This window comes from Pyxidicoccus sp. M15 (genome assembly GCF_056858435.1).
In genome coordinates this window covers 12,204,609-12,220,295 of the sequence record NZ_CM166495.1, presented here as the reverse complement: position 1 = coordinate 12,220,295, position 15,687 = coordinate 12,204,609, and the positions used below count along the sequence as shown (strand labels likewise).

General features: G+C 72.0%; 11 protein-coding genes. 9 read left to right on the top strand and 2 right to left on the bottom strand.

Features of this window, described 5'->3' with window-relative positions; genetic code table 11:
* Window positions 1-10: 10 nt before the first annotated feature.
* Both ACX9TP_RS45505 and ACX9TP_RS45500 read left to right on the top strand, forming a co-directional pair.
* Entirely contained in the window at window positions 11-2,755 is a 2,745-nt protein-coding gene (locus ACX9TP_RS45505; RefSeq protein WP_482976975.1) for a right-handed parallel beta-helix repeat-containing protein, read from the top strand.
* Complete coding sequence (locus ACX9TP_RS45500; RefSeq protein WP_482976974.1) at window positions 2,755-4,959, top strand: hypothetical protein; 2,205 nt, start codon at window positions 2,755-2,757, stop codon at window positions 4,957-4,959. Before ACX9TP_RS45505 ends, ACX9TP_RS45500 begins: the two co-directional genes overlap by 1 nt.
* Here the strand turns inward: ACX9TP_RS45500 and ACX9TP_RS45495 are convergent.
* On the bottom strand, window positions 4,854-5,105 hold the full coding sequence (locus ACX9TP_RS45495; protein ID WP_482976973.1) for an RCC1-like domain-containing protein: 252 nt from the start codon (window positions 5,103-5,105) through the stop codon (window positions 4,854-4,856). The genes ACX9TP_RS45500 and ACX9TP_RS45495 overlap by 106 nt on opposite strands.
* Window positions 5,106-5,167: 62 nt before the next feature.
* Window positions 5,168-5,668, bottom strand: coding sequence for an Hsp20/alpha crystallin family protein (locus tag ACX9TP_RS45490; RefSeq protein ID WP_482976972.1), 501 nt, complete (start codon window positions 5,666-5,668; stop codon window positions 5,168-5,170).
* A gap of 285 nt (window positions 5,669-5,953) precedes the next feature.
* On the opposite strand from ACX9TP_RS45490, the gene ACX9TP_RS45485 reads away from it, so the two are divergent.
* Genes ACX9TP_RS45485 through cheB form a run of 7 tightly spaced genes read left to right on the top strand, consistent with a single transcriptional unit; the run spans window position 5,954 to window position 15,604 of the window.
* Window positions 5,954-6,331: a response regulator gene (locus ACX9TP_RS45485; protein WP_482976971.1), complete on the top strand. Its 378-nt coding sequence runs from the start codon at window positions 5,954-5,956 to the stop codon at window positions 6,329-6,331.
* Entirely contained in the window at window positions 6,328-8,376 is a 2,049-nt protein-coding gene (locus ACX9TP_RS45480) for a chemotaxis protein CheA (RefSeq protein ID WP_482976970.1), read from the top strand. The genes ACX9TP_RS45485 and ACX9TP_RS45480 overlap by 4 nt, the downstream gene beginning before the upstream one ends.
* Window positions 8,373-8,819 (top strand): chemotaxis protein CheW, encoded by a 447-nt coding sequence (locus ACX9TP_RS45475; protein ID WP_482976969.1) that lies wholly within the window; start codon window positions 8,373-8,375, stop codon window positions 8,817-8,819. Before ACX9TP_RS45480 ends, ACX9TP_RS45475 begins: the two co-directional genes overlap by 4 nt.
* The gene (locus tag ACX9TP_RS45470) at window positions 8,800-11,361 is read left to right on the top strand and encodes a methyl-accepting chemotaxis protein (protein ID WP_482976968.1); all 2,562 of its coding nucleotides are present in this window, start codon (window positions 8,800-8,802) and stop codon (window positions 11,359-11,361) included. Before ACX9TP_RS45475 ends, ACX9TP_RS45470 begins: the two co-directional genes overlap by 20 nt.
* Window positions 11,358-13,727, top strand: coding sequence for a HEAT repeat domain-containing protein (locus tag ACX9TP_RS45465; RefSeq protein WP_482976967.1), 2,370 nt, complete (start codon window positions 11,358-11,360; stop codon window positions 13,725-13,727). Before ACX9TP_RS45470 ends, ACX9TP_RS45465 begins: the two co-directional genes overlap by 4 nt.
* Before the next feature lie 9 nt (window positions 13,728-13,736).
* On the top strand, window positions 13,737-14,558 hold the full coding sequence (locus ACX9TP_RS45460) for a CheR family methyltransferase (protein WP_482976966.1): 822 nt from the start codon (window positions 13,737-13,739) through the stop codon (window positions 14,556-14,558).
* A complete protein-coding gene (gene cheB / locus ACX9TP_RS45455; protein WP_482976965.1) occupies window positions 14,555-15,604 on the top strand; it encodes a chemotaxis-specific protein-glutamate methyltransferase CheB in 1,050 nt (349 codons plus the stop codon). Before ACX9TP_RS45460 ends, cheB begins: the two co-directional genes overlap by 4 nt.
* The last annotated feature ends 83 nt before the right edge of the window (window positions 15,605-15,687 follow it).

Sequence of the window (15,687 nt, the reverse complement as noted above, 5' to 3'; positions counted from 1 at the left end):
AGGAGTTCCCATGCAGCGTGTGCTGAGCCTGCTGCTCGTAGTGGCCTCGCTTTGTCTTTCCTTCCCGGCGCACGCACGAGACTGGTTCGTCCGCGCTGGCGCCACCGGGGGTGACGGTTCGCGCGAGAAGCCCTTCGCCGACCCCTGGATGGCGCTCGAGCGCGTCGAGGCGAACGACAAGGTCCACGTCGCCACCGGCACGTACTTCGGCAAGCTCGAGAGGGGCAACTGGGAGATTCAGTTCCCCGGCGTCCAGCTGCTCGGCGGCTACGACTCGGACTTCCGCGAGCGCAACCCGTGGAAGAACCCCACGGAGCTCACCTGGCGGAAGAATTCGGTGAATCGGCCGGATGTCTCGCTCGCGCGCGTCAGCACCGGCACGCAGCGCGACACCGCCGGCGCCACCATCGATGGCTTCCTCCTCAACATGCAGGAGTACTACGAGTACACGAGCGAGGGCGGGAACTTCGACCCGAAGGCGCTCATGCGCAACGGCGCGGTCGACCTCGCCAAGGGCGGCATCCTGCGCAACTGCCTCATCGTCAACTCCATCAACGCGGTGCGGACGTCGCCGGGCGCGGTGGTGGAGAACAACGTCATCGTGAACTCCATCTTCGCCGCCGTGATTTCCAGGGGCGGTGGAGACCATGACGTGCCCGTCACCATCCGCGACAACACCATCGCCTTCGTGTGGGCGACGAAGGCCATCGCCGAGGGCGGCACCGAGGGCGCGGGCGTCGACGTGACGAACAAGGCCATCGTCGAGAACAACCTCATCGTCCACTCCGACAACCACGGCGCGTGGGTGACGGTCCCCGCGAAGGTGACGCTCCAGGGTAACGCCTTCTGGCGCAACCTCTACTCGAACGTCACGTTCTACTTCGAGGGGAAGAAGTCCTCGCTGGACGACTCGGACATCGGGGAGGCCGAGGACGCTGGATTCGCGAAGGCGGGCGGCAACGTGGCCGTGGACCCCGGGCTCCCCTTCGACACGGCGTGGTACGACCCATTCACCCGCCGGACCCTCGTGGGAAGGAAGTTCGACGCGAAGGCCTGGGACGAGACGCGCACGGCCGCGGGCCTCTCCCCGGCGGGTGAGCGCGTGGACGTCTTCGCGCCGGCCTACCCGCCGAAGGCCGTGGCCGCGCTCATCGCGCCGAAGAACACCTCGCTGAAGCAGGGCGCCCGCGTGAAGGACCTGCCGGTGCGCTTCTCGGCGGTGGCGGCGACGGGGCCGGCCAGGGCCTACAAGCGGGTCACCCTCGCCGACCTGAAGGACAATCCGAAGGGCTACGACGGCAAGGAGGTCGAAGTCGTGGTCGGAGCGCAGGGGGTGGCCAACCCGGACCACGGCCCCTCGGGCACGTCGCGCGAGACACACAAGGCCGTCAACCTCGTCGACGCGAAGAACGAGAACCGCACCAGCGGCTGGTTCAAGAAGGGCACGTCGGTGGAGCGCGCCATCGACGCCATCCCCAACTACGGCTCCGGTCCGCCGAGGGACCTCTTCGTCGTGCGCGGCACCTCGCGCGTGCGCGAGAGCCATCCGAAGTATGGCATCGTCATCGACTCCATCGAACCCTTCGAACAGGAGGTCGTCGCCTCCGCGCGCCCGAAGGGGCGGGACTGGTTCGTGCGCGCCGGAGAGAGCGGGGGCGACGGCTCGCGGGAGAAGCCGTTCAGGGACCCGTTCCAGGCCATCGAGAAGGCGGGAAGGGGAGACCGCATCCTGGTGGCCGAGGGGGAGTACGGCGGCAAGTTGAAGAGCGGGAAGTGGGTCGTGGACGGCAAGCAGTACCTCGCGCTGCTCGGCGGGTGGGACCGCGACTTCACCAGGCGCGACCCGTGGAACACGCCGAGCCTCCTGTACTGGCCGCCGGACTCGAAGACGTCGCCGCAGGGCTACCTCTTCGAGGGCAACGGCGACCACACCGGGCTCATCGTGGATGGGTTCGTCTTCGACCGGAAGACGCTGAACACCTACGGCGCGGACGGCTTCATCGACCTGAACACCTCGCCTGACAACGAGCACATCTGGGTGTCGTCACCCGAGGTGGTGATTCGCAACTGCACGTTCATCAACGGCGCGGGCGCGGCGGTCCGGATGAGCAACCTGGTCACCTTCGAGAACAACCTCGTGGCGAACATGTTCACGGACGCCATCCGCGTCACCGGCGGCTTCGGCACGCGGCCGGCCCAGGTGCGCAACAACACCATCCTCTTCGTCTGGAACCGGAACCGTCCGCATGACGGCTCCACCTCGTCGGGCAGCGGTGTCGCCATTGGGGGGAACACGCCCGTGGTGGTGGACGGGAATGTCATCCAGTACGTGGACAACTTCGCGGTGCGGTCCAGCGCCAACCTGAACGAGGTGGTGCTCACGAACAACAGCTTCTTCCGCAACTGGGCGGCGTTCCGCTCCACGCTGGGCACGCCGCCGCCCACGGTGGACGAGAAGTCGATGCACCTGCTGGGCGACCTGCCGTTCAGGAAGGCCGAGGGGAACGTGGTGGCGGACGGGGACTTCGAGCTCGAGCCGGCCTTCTACGCGGCGTGGTTCGCGCGGACCTCGCAGTCCACGAACCGGTTCACCGAGGAGGAGTGGAAGGCCATCGCCCCGCCGCAGGCCGGTGGCGAGCCGGCGAAGCCTGGCATGGGGATGGCGCTCGACTGGCGGAAGGCGGCGAAGCTGTTTCCGAAGAACGCGCGGGTCAAGGGCGCGCGACCGATGACGCTCGAAGGGGGGAACCGGTGATGAAGAAGAAGCTGATGGCGGTGGTGCTGGCAGTCCTTGTCACCTCGCCCGCGTTCGCGGACGAGATCGACGACCGGGTCCGGACGGTTGACGACTCCCTCTCCCGGATCAAGGACAAGCTCGACGGCATCGTCTCGGATTCGAGCTCGAGCGACATCGACCAGGCCCTCGACTACCTGAACACGGTCCGGGAGAACGTCGAGAAGCTCAAGTCGCTCGATGCCCAGAGCGACCCGGGCAAGTACATGGCCTCCTACTATCCGGACTGGATCTCCAAGTTCCGGGAGTCGGCGCAGTACCTGAAGCGGATGAAGGACGCCCAGGTCAAGGCGGACGAGTCGCGACTCCACGAGCGCTGCTCCGAGGCCGACCGGAACCTGAAGTCGTTCATGCAGACGTTCGTCGACAAGAAGGACCCGAACGGGCTCTTCAAGATTCCGGACGAGGCCGAGAAGGTCGGCCGCGCCTACAACGACGAATACCGGAAGCTCCAGGACGTCCACGGCGAGATGGACCGCTGGCGGAGCTACGCGAGGAACTTCTCCGAGTCACACAATCGCTGGTCGGACGTGAAGGGCGAGCTCCACGACGGCGTCAGCGATATCTGGGACCGCTGGACGCGGCGGATGGACGAGACGAAGTCGAAGTGCACCGAGCTCGCGAAGGGCAAGGACTCCGAAGCCGTGAAGGATGCGATGTCGAAGCTCGGCAACTTCGGGCAGGCCCGCACGGTGGTCCGGAAGAAGATTGATGAGCGGCTCCAGACCATCGCCTCGAAGGTCAGGGGCCTGGACTCCCTCAGCGGTGATGCGTCCTCCGAGCTCTCCGAAGCGCTTCGCGCCGTGGACGAGGTGCTCGCCTCCCTGAGCGACCTGAAGGACATCCAGGGCGAGGACCAGGAGGCCCGCCAGCTCGCGGAGCGCTGGCCGTCCCAGGCGCGGTCCCTGAAGGGGGCAATCGAGTCGGTTCGCGGGCTGAAGTCCGCGCAATACACCCTCGACGGGGACGTGCGTGAGTGCACCGCGGACCAGACCCGGCTCCAGGAGACCATCCGTCGCTACGTCGGCAACAAGGACGACCATGAGGAAGGTGTCGTGAAGCTCACCGAGCTGTCCGGCGCGCTCGGGAAGAAGTGGGTGGACAAGAAGACGGAGACCGACCGCAAGAAGGACGCGCTGGAGCGGCACCTGGCGGCCGCCAAGGCCTTCTCCTTCACGGAGGGGACCTGGGCGAGCATCAAGAGCAACCTCGACGCCTCCGCCGACAAGACTCTGGCCTTCTGGAACACCCGGCGCTCGGAGGTCTACGAGAAGGACCCCTGCAAGAACCTCGTTCTCGGGGAGAAGCACCCCGACGTCGAGCGCGCGATGCAGGAGCTCAGCCGCTACAAGGGCGGCATCGCCGAGAACTATCGCTCGCTCAAGAGGGACTTCGACGAGTGGGATCGCGATGTCCGCGAGTTCCGGAAGACCGTGGAGCAGGACTCGAAGGAAATCCGCGAAGCGTTTTGCAGGGAGTACGACTGGGAGCAGAAGGTGAAGGAAATCTCGGACGGCTACGCTTCGAAGCTCAACAATCAGTGGGGTTCAATCACCGGACGCTACGACCGCATGATGAAGGCCGTCGACCTCCTCATCAGTCAGAGAAAGGTGAAGTCCGCTCCAAAGCTCAGGCAGGCGCTCGTCTCGAGGATGACCAGCATCGAGAAGGTCAAGGAGGGACCGTTGCGCGGCTTCAACGACCCGAAGATCCAGGCGCACAAGCGATACGGACAAGAGGAGCACAGGCGCCGGCAGACCTCTTCGAGCTGTTCGCAGGCAGTCGAGCTCTACATCGAGAGCACCTACTGCACCAATCCGAACCCGCGTTACAAGGGCTCCGGGTGCAAGGTCGACTGTATCAATGACTGCCAGGTCATTGAGATCAAGCCCGACAACATCGCCGAGATGAAGAAGGGCGACGAGCAGGGGGAGGCGTACACGGCTGCGTTGCTCAAGATGTACGTGAAGCTCGGCGACGCCATGTTCAAGGAGAGGGGCTACGAGAAACTCGCGACCTGCGAGGACAAGAACAACAAGGTGCTCAAGCTCAAGAACCCCTACGTGCAGCCGTACTCGTTCTGCGCGGACCGCGGCGAGGGCTTCTTCGAACCGCTGGGTTCCATGCCGACCGACCAGCCGCCGGAGGATCCGGACGCCGGCTGATGGCCCGGCGCGCCCAGGCCCAGCTGCCCGCGGTTGTTGCGGCCCCACGCGTGGACGCGCCCGTCTCCTGCCGCCCCGGGAGTGGGGTAGGCAAGGAGGTGGAGGCCCGCTGTCGGTGATTTCCGCTCGGGAATGCGGGAATGCAACCCGGTTGCCGGGGAGCGACAAGGAGCCTGGAGGCTCCGCGCGCCCCGGTACCGGGGTGAGGCTACGCCTTCGGCTTGTCGACGCCGGGGGTGGCGCCGCCGCCCACGCCCACCTTGATGCGCTTGGGCTGGACCTCGGGCTTCTTGGGCAGCGTCAGGTTGAGCACGCCGTCCTTGAGGTCCGCGGCGATGTGCTCCGCGTCCACGCCCTCCGGCAGGGTGAACGCGCGGCTGAACGAGCCGAAGCTGCGCTCGAAGGCGAAGTAGCGCTCGTTCTCCTCGCGCTTCTCGGACTCGCGCCTGCCGCTGACGACCAGGCGGTCGCCGGTCAGCGAGATGTCCAGGTCCTTCTCCTGCACGCCGGGCAGGTCCGCCTTGAAGATGAACGCGTCCTTCGTCTCCTTCACCTCGAAGGCGGGGATGAACGAGGGGCCCGCGCCCCGGCTGCCCAGCAACTGCGTCATCGCCTCGAACGGGTCCCAGTTCATCAGCTCCTGCATCTGGGAGAACGGGTCCCGCTCACGACGGGGAATGCTGCCTTCGCGACGGGTGATGTCGGCCATGGGAAGTCCCTCCTCTTTCTTCCGGTTGAAGGGCCGGCAGCGTCACCCTGGCGCCCCCCGGCCCCTGAATGGACCGTAAAGCAGCGCGAGGACGCCGCAAGGCGGGGCGCGGGAGGGCGCCAGCCTGCACGTCGGGAGCGGTTCCAGAGGCACTTTCCGTCCGGGAGCGCAGGTGTCCCGCCGTACGATTGTCGGCCACTGGTCGCTGCAAAGGCCGTATGTACGGCGTTCTCTTTCATCTTCAAGGAATCGCTCTAGGGTCGGCACTCGTTGCCAGGGGAAGCCATGCCAGAGGTGCTCGTCGTCGATGACAGCAAGGTGATGCGCGACATGGTCGTCGCCTGCCTGCGCCCCTATCCGGGTCTCACCTTCACCCATGCCTCGAGCGGACTCGAAGCCATCGAGCGCCTGTCGCTCCAGCCGTACGATTTGCTCGTGCTCGACCTGAACATGCCGGACATCGGCGGCATCGAGGTGGTGGAGTTCGTGCGGAGCCAGGACCGGTTGCGGCACCTGCCCATCATCATCGTCACCACGCGTGGGGACGAGGCGTCGCGGGCGCGGGCACTGACGGTGGGCGCCAACCGCTTCATGACCAAGCCCTTCACTCCGGACGCCATCCTCGCCGAGGCGCGAGCCCTGCTGGAGGAGAAGCGCGGGTGACGGGCTCCGTGGACCTCGCGGACTTCCTGCCAGCCTACCTGGCGGAAGCCGAGGAACTGCTCGGCGCGGCCCACCGGCACCTGCTCGCCGTGGAGGCCAGCGTGCGGCGGGGGCTGGCCCACCCGCGCGCGGTGCGCGAGCTGTTCCGCGCGCTGCACACCATCAAGGGCCTGTCCGCCATGGTGGACGTGGAGCCCATCGTCTCCATCTCCCACTGGATGGAGACGTCGCTGCGCCACTCGGACCGCGCCGGGGGCCGGCTGCCCGAGGCCAGCGTGGAGCCCCTCATGGAGGGGCTGCGCGAAATCGAGCAGCGCGTGCGGCAGCTCGCCGCCGGCCGGCCCGTCACCCCCGTGCCCGCGGGGCTCCTGGAGCGGCTGGAGGCGCTGGAGGCGGCCGCGCTGGGGACGGCGCCCGCGAAGCCCGCGCCCGTCGCCCTGGCGCTGGACGCGGCGCTCTCCGCGCGCCTGTCCGCCGCGGAGCGTGAGCAGCTCACCGTGGGGGCCGCCGGCAAGCGCGCGGTGCGGCTGGACTTCATCCCCGGCGCGGAGCGCGCCGCCAGCGGCATCACCATCAACAGCGTGCGCGAGCGCGTGGCGAAGCTGGCGGAGGCGGTCAAGGTCCTGCCCCTGTCCGGCCCCGCGGAGGGCGGCGGCTCGCTCACCTTCGCGCTGCTCCTGCTCACCGACGCGACGGACGAGGCGCTGCTGGAGGCCGCCGGAGGCCCGCCCGCCTCGGTGCGCGCGCTGGCCACCGCGCCCGCCGCGCCCGTCGCGCCCGCCGCACCCGTCGCCGAGCCCGAGCTGGAGGCGATGGTGGCGCGGGTGGAGGAGGAGCCCGAGGAGCAGCGCCGGGGCGGGGGCACGCTGCGGGTGGAGGTGTCCCGCCTGGACGAGGCGCTGGAGCGACTGGCGGCGCTCGTCGTCAACCGCTCGCGGCTCACCCGCGCGGTGGCGACGCTGACGGCCGCGGGGGCGCCCACGCGCGAGCTCACCGCCATCCTCCAGGAGAACGGCCGCCAGCTGCGCGACATGCGCGCGGCCATCATCCGCCTGCGCATGGTGAAGGTGGCGGACGTGCTGGAGCGGCTGCCCCTGCTGGTGCGCGGCCTGCGCCGCAGCACCGGCAAGGCGGTGCGCCTGGAGCTGGAGGTGGGCGACGCGGAGCTGGACAAGGCCGTGGCGGACCGGCTGCTGCCCGCGCTGGTGCACCTGGTGCGCAACGCGGTGGACCACGCGCTGGAATTGCCCGAGGAGCGCCGCGCGGCGGGCAAGCCCGAGGAGGGCGTGGTGCGCCTGGTCAGCCAGGGCGGCGCCAGCGGGCTGCTCGAGCTGTGCGTCATCGACGACGGGCGTGGCGTGGACGCCGAGGCGGTGGCCCGCCGCGCGGGCGTGCCCGTCCCCGCCACGTCGGACGGGCTGTTGGACGTGCTCTGCCGCCCCGGCTTCTCCACCCGGGACGCCGCCACCTCCACGAGCGGCCGCGGCATGGGCATGGACATCGTCCGCCGCATCACCGTGGACCAGCTCGGCGGCGAGCTGCGGCTGGAGACGCGGCCCGGCCAGGGCACCACCTTCCGCCTGCGGGTGCCGCTGACGATTACGCTGCTGGACGCGCTCATCTTCGAGTGCGCGGGCCTGCGCTACGCGGTGGCGGTGGGCTCCGTGGAGGAGCTCATCGACGTGGACGTGGCGAGGCTGACGCGGCCCGCGGGCGCCAGCGGCGTGGTGCTGGTGGAGCGGAGGGGCAGCGCGGTGCCGCTCCTGTCGCTGGAGCGGCTGCTGCGCGGTGACTCGGCCGGGCAGGGTGGCACCGGGGCGAAGGCGCTCATCGTGCGCCAGCGCGGTGAGCCGGTGGCCTTCTCGGTCGACCGGCTGCTCGGCCAGCAGGAAATCGTCCTCCGTCCGCTGGAGGACCCGCTGGTGCGGGTGCCCGGGGTGGCCGGGGCCACCGACCTGGGCGACGGCCAGCCCACGCTGGTGCTGGACCTGGCGGCGCTCGGCTCGGCCCGGGGTGGCAACGGGAGAAGGGAGCGCGCGACATGAGCGTGCTGCACGTGGTGTTCAAGGTGGACGGGACCGAGTACGCGTTGCCGGCGGCGGACGTGCTGCAGATGGAGAGCTTCACCGGCGCCACACCGGTGCCGGGCGCTCCGTCTCACGTGGCCGGGCTGGTGCAGGTGCGCGGCCGCGTCATCCCCGTGGTGGACGCGCGGGTGCGCTTCGGGCTGCCGCCCGTGCAGCGCTCGCTGGACACGCGGGTGGTGGTAGGCCAGCTCGGCACGCGGACGGTGGGGTTGCTGGTGGACAGCGCCCGCGAGGTGTTGAAGCTGGACCCGGCGCAGGTCAAGCCGCCCCCTCCGCTGGTCGTGGAGGGAGCGCGCGGGTTCGTGAAGGCCGTGGCCCAGGTGGGGCCGCGGTTGGTGATGCTCATTGATTTCCCCCAGGTCATCGGGGAGGAGGCGCCGGATGGCGACGGACAGCGGTAACGGGGCAGTTGCGCTGGAGGACGCGCGCAACCTGGCCGAGAGCGCGGCGCGCGGCGTGCAGGAGACCACCAGCCTGGTGCAGGCGGCGGAGGCCCTGGCGACGCGGCTGGCGGCGAGCGGCAACGAGCAGGCCGCCGCCTCCGAGCAGGTGCGCTCCGCGATGGAGAACGTCGCCGCCCACGTGGAGGAGACGGGCCTGTCGGTGCACGAGCTGGTGCGGGCCCAGCGCACGGTGAGCGACACCGCGCGCGGCCTGCAGCAGGAGGCCGAGGCCACCGCGGGCGCGCTGCAGGAGGTGAATGCCTCCGTGGCCGGCGTGCGCAAGGACGCCGCGCACCTGGCCGCGTCGTCGGACACCACCGCGGCCACGCTGGAGCAGGCGACGCGCTCGGTGAAGGGCGTGAGCGCCAACTCCGAGGAGCTGGCCGCCTCCAGCGAGGAGCTGCTGGCCTCGATGACGGAGATGAACGCCACGGTGGCGGACCTCGTCGCCCGCAACCAGTCCAGCGCCGCCGCCACCGAGCAGGTGGCCGCCACGGCGGAGGAGATGGCCAAGGGCATCTCCCGCCTGGCCATGGACTCGCAGGCGGTGGGCGAGCGCGTGGCGCAGGTGTCCACCACGGTGGTGAACATCGGCCGGGTGCTGGGCGAGGTGGCGCGCGACGCCACCAGCATGGCCGCCAGCGTGGAGGAGACGGCCTCCACGTCGGAGGAGCTGGCGCGCAGCGTGCGCGGCGTGGCCGAGCATGCGCGCACGCTGGAGACGAGCGCCGCCTCCACCGCGTCCACCGTGGAGGAGGTGGCCGCCAGCGTGGAGGAGGTGGCCGCCACCGCGGAGAAGAACGCCGCCGTGGTGGATGCCAACGCGGCCACCATCGAGCAGCTTGCCCGCTCCGCCCAGTCGGTGGCGAAGGCCGCGGAGAGCATCAACACCCTGGCCTCCAGCAGCGCCACCGCCTCCACGCAGCTGGAGACGTCCACGCGCCGGGTGGCCCAGATGACGGAGGAGGCCCGCGCCAACGCCGAGCGCGTGGGCACCACCGCGCGCGAAGGCGGCGCCACGGTGACGCGCTCCATCGCCGGCTTCACCCGCATCCGCCAGTCCATCGTCGAGTCCTCCAGCGTGATGAAGGAGATGGGCAAGCGGGCGGAGGAGATTGGCGACATCGTCCAGACCATCAACCTCATCGCGGACCGCACCAACCTCCTGTCGCTCAATGCCAGCATCGAGGCGGCGCGCGCGGGCGAGCACGGCCGCGGCTTCGCGGTGGTGGCGGAGGAGATTCGCGCCCTGGCGGACCGCGCGGCGGCGGCCAGCGCGGACGTGGCGAAAATCGTCCGGGGCCTCCAGACGACGGCGCGCGAGGCGGCCACCGCCACCGGCGAGGGCGTGCGCGCGGCGGACGAGAGCGCGGCGCTGGCGTCCGACGCGGAGCGGGCGCTGTCCACCATCCTCAAGGGCGTGGAGGACCTGGGGCAGAACGTGCGGGAGGTGTCGCGCGCGTCCGGCGAGCAGGTGCAGGCGGTGCAGGCCCTCACCCAGGCCACGGCGAAGGTGAGCGAGCAGGGGCGCGTCATCACCACCTCCGCGGCGGAGCAGGCGCAGGCGGCGCAGTCGCTGGCCCAGGGCGGCACGGAGATGCGGCGCATGGCCCGCCAGACGACGCAGGCCACGGCGGACCAGGCGCGCGCGCTGCGCGACGCGGTGCGCTCCAACGGCCAGCTGGCGGAGGTGGCCCAGAAGGTGTCGCGGGCCGTGCAGGAGCAGGCCGCGGCGTCCGCGGAGCTGGCCAAGGCGTCGACGCAGATGCGCCAGCTGGTGCAGACGGTGAGCGGAGCGGTGGCGGCGCAGAGCAAGGAGGTGGCCGCCGTGGGCACGCTGTCGCAGGAGTCGTCCACCGCCACCCAGCGCACGCTGCTGGGGCTGGCCGAGCAGGCCAAGGCCGCCACCGAGGTGACGAAGGCCATGGAGGAGACGCGCAAGCAGGTGGCCCAGTCCGCGCGCGGCATGGCGGAGCAGGCCCGCGCGCTCAAGCAGGGCGAGGTGGCCAGCCGCCAGGTGGCGAAGCTGGCGGCGGAGGTGACGCGCGCCACCGACGAGCAGGCGCAGGCACTCACCGCGCTGGTGAAGGGCGCGGACGAGGTGCGGCGGGTGGCGAAGGGGACGTCGCGGGCGCTGGACGAGCAGACGGAGGCGCTGGCCGCCCTCGCCACCTCCGCCAGCCGCCAGGCCACCGGCGTGGCCTCGATGGCGCGCGCCAGCGGAGAGTCCACCACGGTGACGGAGGGGCTGGCCAAGAGCGTGGAGGAGATGCGCGCGCGCGCCCGGGAGGTGCTCACCACCACCGCGCAGCAGACGCGCACGGCCACCAACACCGCCGCGGAGGTGCGCGAGGTGGCCGGGCGGCTGGCCCAGCTCACGCGGCTCCAGGGTGAGCAGGCGGAGAGCCTGGCGCGGCTGAGCGTCGCGCTCGGCGGCACGCGCACCAGCGAGCGCACCACCGAAGCGGGGGCCACGCGGGCCCGGGAGCAGCAGGCGTGACGACGTCTTCTTCGGCACCCAGCCACCCGCTCGCCCTGTCCGCGGACGACCGCGCGCAGGTGGAGGCGGTGGAGCAGCTGGCCAGGCGCGGCACGGGCAGTCTGGAATTGCTGGTGGCTGGCCTGGACGCGCCGAGCTGGGCGGTGCGCCGCGCGGTGGTGGGCGCCCTGGCGCGGCTGGGCACTCCGGCCGTGGCCCCGCTGCGCGACGTGCTCAGCCACCGTCGCGACAGCGAGGCGCGCCTGGCCGCCGCGGTGGAGGCGCTGGTGGCCTCGTCGGGCGACGTGGAGGGACTGTTGGAGCCGCTCGCGGAGGACCCCAACCCGGCCGTCGTCTGCGACGTCGCCCAGGTGCTGGGCCGCCGCCGCGGCCGCCGCTCGGTGCCGCTGCTGGCCCGGCTCACCGTCCACGCGGACGACAACGTGGCGGTGGCCTCCATCGAGGCGCTGGGCCGCATTGGCGGCGGGGCCGCGGTGGACACGCTGCTGGCGGCGCTGGGCAGCGGCAACTTCTTCCGCATCTTCCCGGCCATCGACGTGCTGGGGCGGTGCGGGGACCCCATCGTCGTGCCGGCGCTGCTGGGCCTCTTGTCGGACCCCTTCTACGCGCTGGAGGCCACGCGCGCGCTGGGCCGCACCGGCCAGGAGGCGGCGGTGCCCGCGCTGGTGGGCCTGTTGCGCCGGGGCAATGACGCGCTGGTGCGCGGGGCCGCGGTGGCGCTGGTGGACATCCACGAGGCGCAGGTGCAGCGCTTCGGCGGCGCGCGCGCGGTGCAGGGCGCGCTGCGCTCCGACGCGGACGTGGCGGTGCTGGGCCGGCGGCTGTCCCAGGCGATTTCGGGCGCGGACTCGGCGGAGAAGGCCGCCCTGGCGCGGCTGCTCGGCTGGGTGGGCGGGCCGGATGCCGCGGCGGGCCTGCTCAAGCTCCTGGACGGGCCGGACCCGACGGTGTCGCGCGCGGCGGCCAGCGCCCTGGCGGACCTGGGCGCGGACGCGGACGAGCAGATTCTGGCGGCGCTGCGCGACGGCGACAGCGCCCGGCGCCGCGTGCTGCTGCCGCTGGTGGGCCGCAAGGCGGTGTCGGTGCCGGACGTCATGGCGTGCCTGGAGGACCGGGACGCCTCGGTGCGCGCGCTGGCGGCGGACACGCTGTCGCGCATCGGCGACGCCACCGCGGTGCCCGCCCTCTTCAGCCGCCTGGTGGACGAGGACCCGCGCGTGGTGCAGGCCACCGTGGGGGCCATCCAGTCGCTGGGCAGCGAGCAGACGGAGGCGCTGGCGTTGCAGGCGGCGCGCTCGCCGGACGCGCGCCTGCGCCGCGCGGCGCTGCGCATCATCGCCTACTTCGGCTACCCGCGCGGGCTGGACGTGCTCCTGCAGGCCATGCGGGACTCGGACGAGCGGCTGCGCGACGCGGCCATCTACGGCCTGCCCTACATCGAGGACCCGCGCGCGGTGGACGCGCTGCTGTCGGCCGCGGCCCACGAGTCCGAGCGCACGCGCGCGGCGGCCATGCGCGCGCTGGGGCAGACGGAGAAGGAGGCCCGCATCACCTCCACGCTGCTGGGCGGCCTCAACGACAGGGACCCGTGGGTGCGCTACTACGCGTGCCAGTCGCTGGGGAAGCTGAACGAGGAGGCGGCGGCGGACGCGATTGTCGCGCTGGCGGACGACGACGCGGGCCAGGTGCGCGTGGCGGTGGTGGACGCGCTGGCGCACATGCACTCGGAAGGGGCCATGGCGGCGCTGCGCCGCGCGGCCAGCAGCCAGGACGCGGACGTGCGCCGCGCGGCGCTGCTGGGCCTGGGCGTGGCCCGGCGCCCGGACGCGCTGCCGGTGCTGCTGGAGGCGGTGGGCTCCGAGGACGCGGCCACGCGGCTGGTCGCCCTGTCCGCGGTGGCCGAGTACGACACCCCGGAGACGCTGCCCGCGCTCCTGCGCGCCGCCAGCGACAGGGATGACAGCGTCCGCAACGCGGCGGTGGGCTTCCTCGCCACGCGCCCCGGCGTGCCCTCCACCCAGGCGCTGGTGACGCTCCTGGGGGACGTGACGCTGCGCGAGCGGGTGGTGAGCGCGCTGGCCTTGCCCATGGAGGGCCGGCTGCCGGGGCTGCTCACCGCGCTGGAGGTGGCGGACGAGGTGACGTCTCCGCTGCTGGTGGCGGCGCTGGCCCGCATGCGCCGGGCGGACGCGCGCGCCACGCTGCTGCAGGCGCTGGTGTCCGCCAGCCCCGCGGGCCGCCGCGCCGCGGCCCCGGCCGTGGCGGCGCTGGGCACCGTGGAGGCCCGCGAGGCGCTGGAGCACTGCTCCACGCACGACGAGGACGCCGACGTGCGGCGTGCCTGCCTCCAGGCGCTGGGGCGGTAGCGGGGAGCCATGTCTTCGCTCCCCATGTCCCCGCAGGTGTTCGCGATTCTGTCCGCGCTGATTGAGCAGCGCGCGGGCCTGCACTACTCGCCGGAGGACCGCGACCTCCTGCAGGAGAAGGTGTCCGCGCGCGCGCTGGACGCCGGCTTCGACTCGCTGCTCGACTACTACTACTTCCTCCGCTACGACCCGGCGGGCCCGGAGACGCTGGACGCGCTGGTGGACTCGCTGCTGGTGCACGAGACGTACTTCTTCCGCGAGGCGCTGCCGCTGACGGTGCTGGTGGAGGACCTGCTGGCGCCCGCGGTGCGCCAGGGCCGCAAGCTCCGGGTGTGGTGCGCCGCGTGCTCCACTGGAGAGGAGCCCCTCACGCTGGCGATGATGCTGGCGGAGCGGGGCCTGCTCTCCGGCGTGGAGCTGGTGGCCAGTGACTTGAGCACCCGCGCGCTGGAGCGGGCCCGCACCGGCGAGCACAACCTGCGCTCGCTGCGCGCGCTGCCGCCGGGCGTGGAGGGGCGCTGGCTGGAGGTGCGCGGCGGGCGGCCGTACGTGAAGCCGGAGCTGGTCGCGGCGGTGGACTGGCGCCGCGTCAACCTGGTGGACGCGGCGGCGGTGGCGGCGCTCGGCACCTTCGACGCCATCCTCTGCCGCAACGTGCTCATCTACTTCCAGGACGACACCGCGCTGCGGGTGGTGGAGTCGCTCGGCAGGGCCCTGGTGCCCGGCGGCCACCTGGTGGTGGGAACCTCCGAGTCACTGATGCGCTTCGGCACCGCGCTCTCCTGCGAGGAGCGGCGCGGCGCCTTCTTCTATACCAAGGTGGCTTCATGACGGCGTCGGCTCCCACGCCCATCCGTGTGCTGGTGGTGGACGACTCCGCCTTCGCGCGCAAGGTGCTGCGGCAGGTCCTCTCCAACGCGCAAGGGCTGGAGGTGGTGGGCACCGCGCGCGACGGCCTGGACGCGCTGGAGAAAATCGCGGAGCTGTCCCCGGACGTGCTCACCCTGGACCTGGTGATGCCCGGCCTGGACGGGCTGGGCGTGCTGCGGGCGCTCGCGTCCAACCCCTCGTCGCCGCGCGTGGTGGTGGTGAGCAGCGCGGGCGAGGAGAGCGAGCTGGCGGTGGCCGCGCTCCAGGCCGGCGCGGTGGAGCTGGTGAACAAGCCCACCGCGCTCGCCACGGACCGGCTCTACGAGCTGGGCGCGGAGTTGGTGGAGGCGGTGCGCACGGCGGCGGCCGCGGTGCCGCACCCCGCTCCGGAAGTCACCGGGGCCCCCGGGCCCTCGCCGGCGGGAGTGCCCGGGCCGGCCCGGAAGCTGGTGGTGGTGGGCACCTCCACCGGAGGCCCGCAGGCCCTCACCCGGTTGCTGTCGGCGCTGCCCGCGGACTTCCCCGCGCCGCTCGCGCTCGCGCTGCACATCCCCGTGGGCTACACGCTCGCGGTGGCCCGGCGCCTGGACGCGCAATGCGCGCTGGAGGTGCTGGAGGCGGAGGACGGCGTGGAGCTGCGCCCGGGGCGCGTGGTGCTGGCACGCGCCGGGCACCACCTCAAGGTGGAGCGGCACGGCGCGGTGTGCCTGGCGCGGCTGGACCGGCAGCCGGTGCGCATGCCACACCACCCCTCGGTGGACGTCCTCTTCGAGAGCGCCGCGAAGACCTGGGGGCCGGACGCGGTGGGCGTGGTGCTCACCGGCATGGGCGAGGACGGCCGGGAGGGCGCGCGCGCCATCCGCGCCGCGGGCGGCACCGTCCTCACCGAGGCCGAGTCCTCCTGCGTGGTGTACGGCATGCCCCGCGCCGTGGCGGAGGCGGGGCTGGCCACCGCCACCGCCCCCCTGGAGAGCATGGTGGCGCTGCTGGGGCACTACCTCCGCTGAGGGCTGTGGCCCGGGTGGGTGGGCGGCGCCTGGGGGCCTACACACCAGGCGTCCGGGCAGCCTCTTCCCCAAGTCGCCAGGAT

Excerpts from the sequence above, each read along its gene's own strand:
- cheB (WP_482976965.1), top strand. The coding sequence starts at position 14,555 with ATGACGGCGTCGGCTCCCACGCCCATCCGTGTGCTGGTGGTGGACGAC.
- ACX9TP_RS45485 (WP_482976971.1), top strand. The coding sequence starts at position 5,954 with ATGCCAGAGGTGCTCGTCGTCGATGACAGCAAGGTGATGCGCGACATG.
- ACX9TP_RS45475 (WP_482976969.1), top strand. The coding sequence starts at position 8,373 with ATGAGCGTGCTGCACGTGGTGTTCAAGGTGGACGGGACCGAGTACGCG.
- ACX9TP_RS45505 (WP_482976975.1), top strand. The coding sequence starts at position 11 with ATGCAGCGTGTGCTGAGCCTGCTGCTCGTAGTGGCCTCGCTTTGTCTT.
- ACX9TP_RS45490 (WP_482976972.1), bottom strand. The coding sequence starts at position 5,668 with ATGGCCGACATCACCCGTCGCGAAGGCAGCATTCCCCGTCGTGAGCGG.
- ACX9TP_RS45460 (WP_482976966.1), top strand. The coding sequence starts at position 13,737 with ATGTCTTCGCTCCCCATGTCCCCGCAGGTGTTCGCGATTCTGTCCGCG.
- ACX9TP_RS45500 (WP_482976974.1), top strand. The coding sequence starts at position 2,755 with ATGAAGAAGAAGCTGATGGCGGTGGTGCTGGCAGTCCTTGTCACCTCG.
- ACX9TP_RS45470 (WP_482976968.1), top strand. The coding sequence starts at position 8,800 with ATGGCGACGGACAGCGGTAACGGGGCAGTTGCGCTGGAGGACGCGCGC.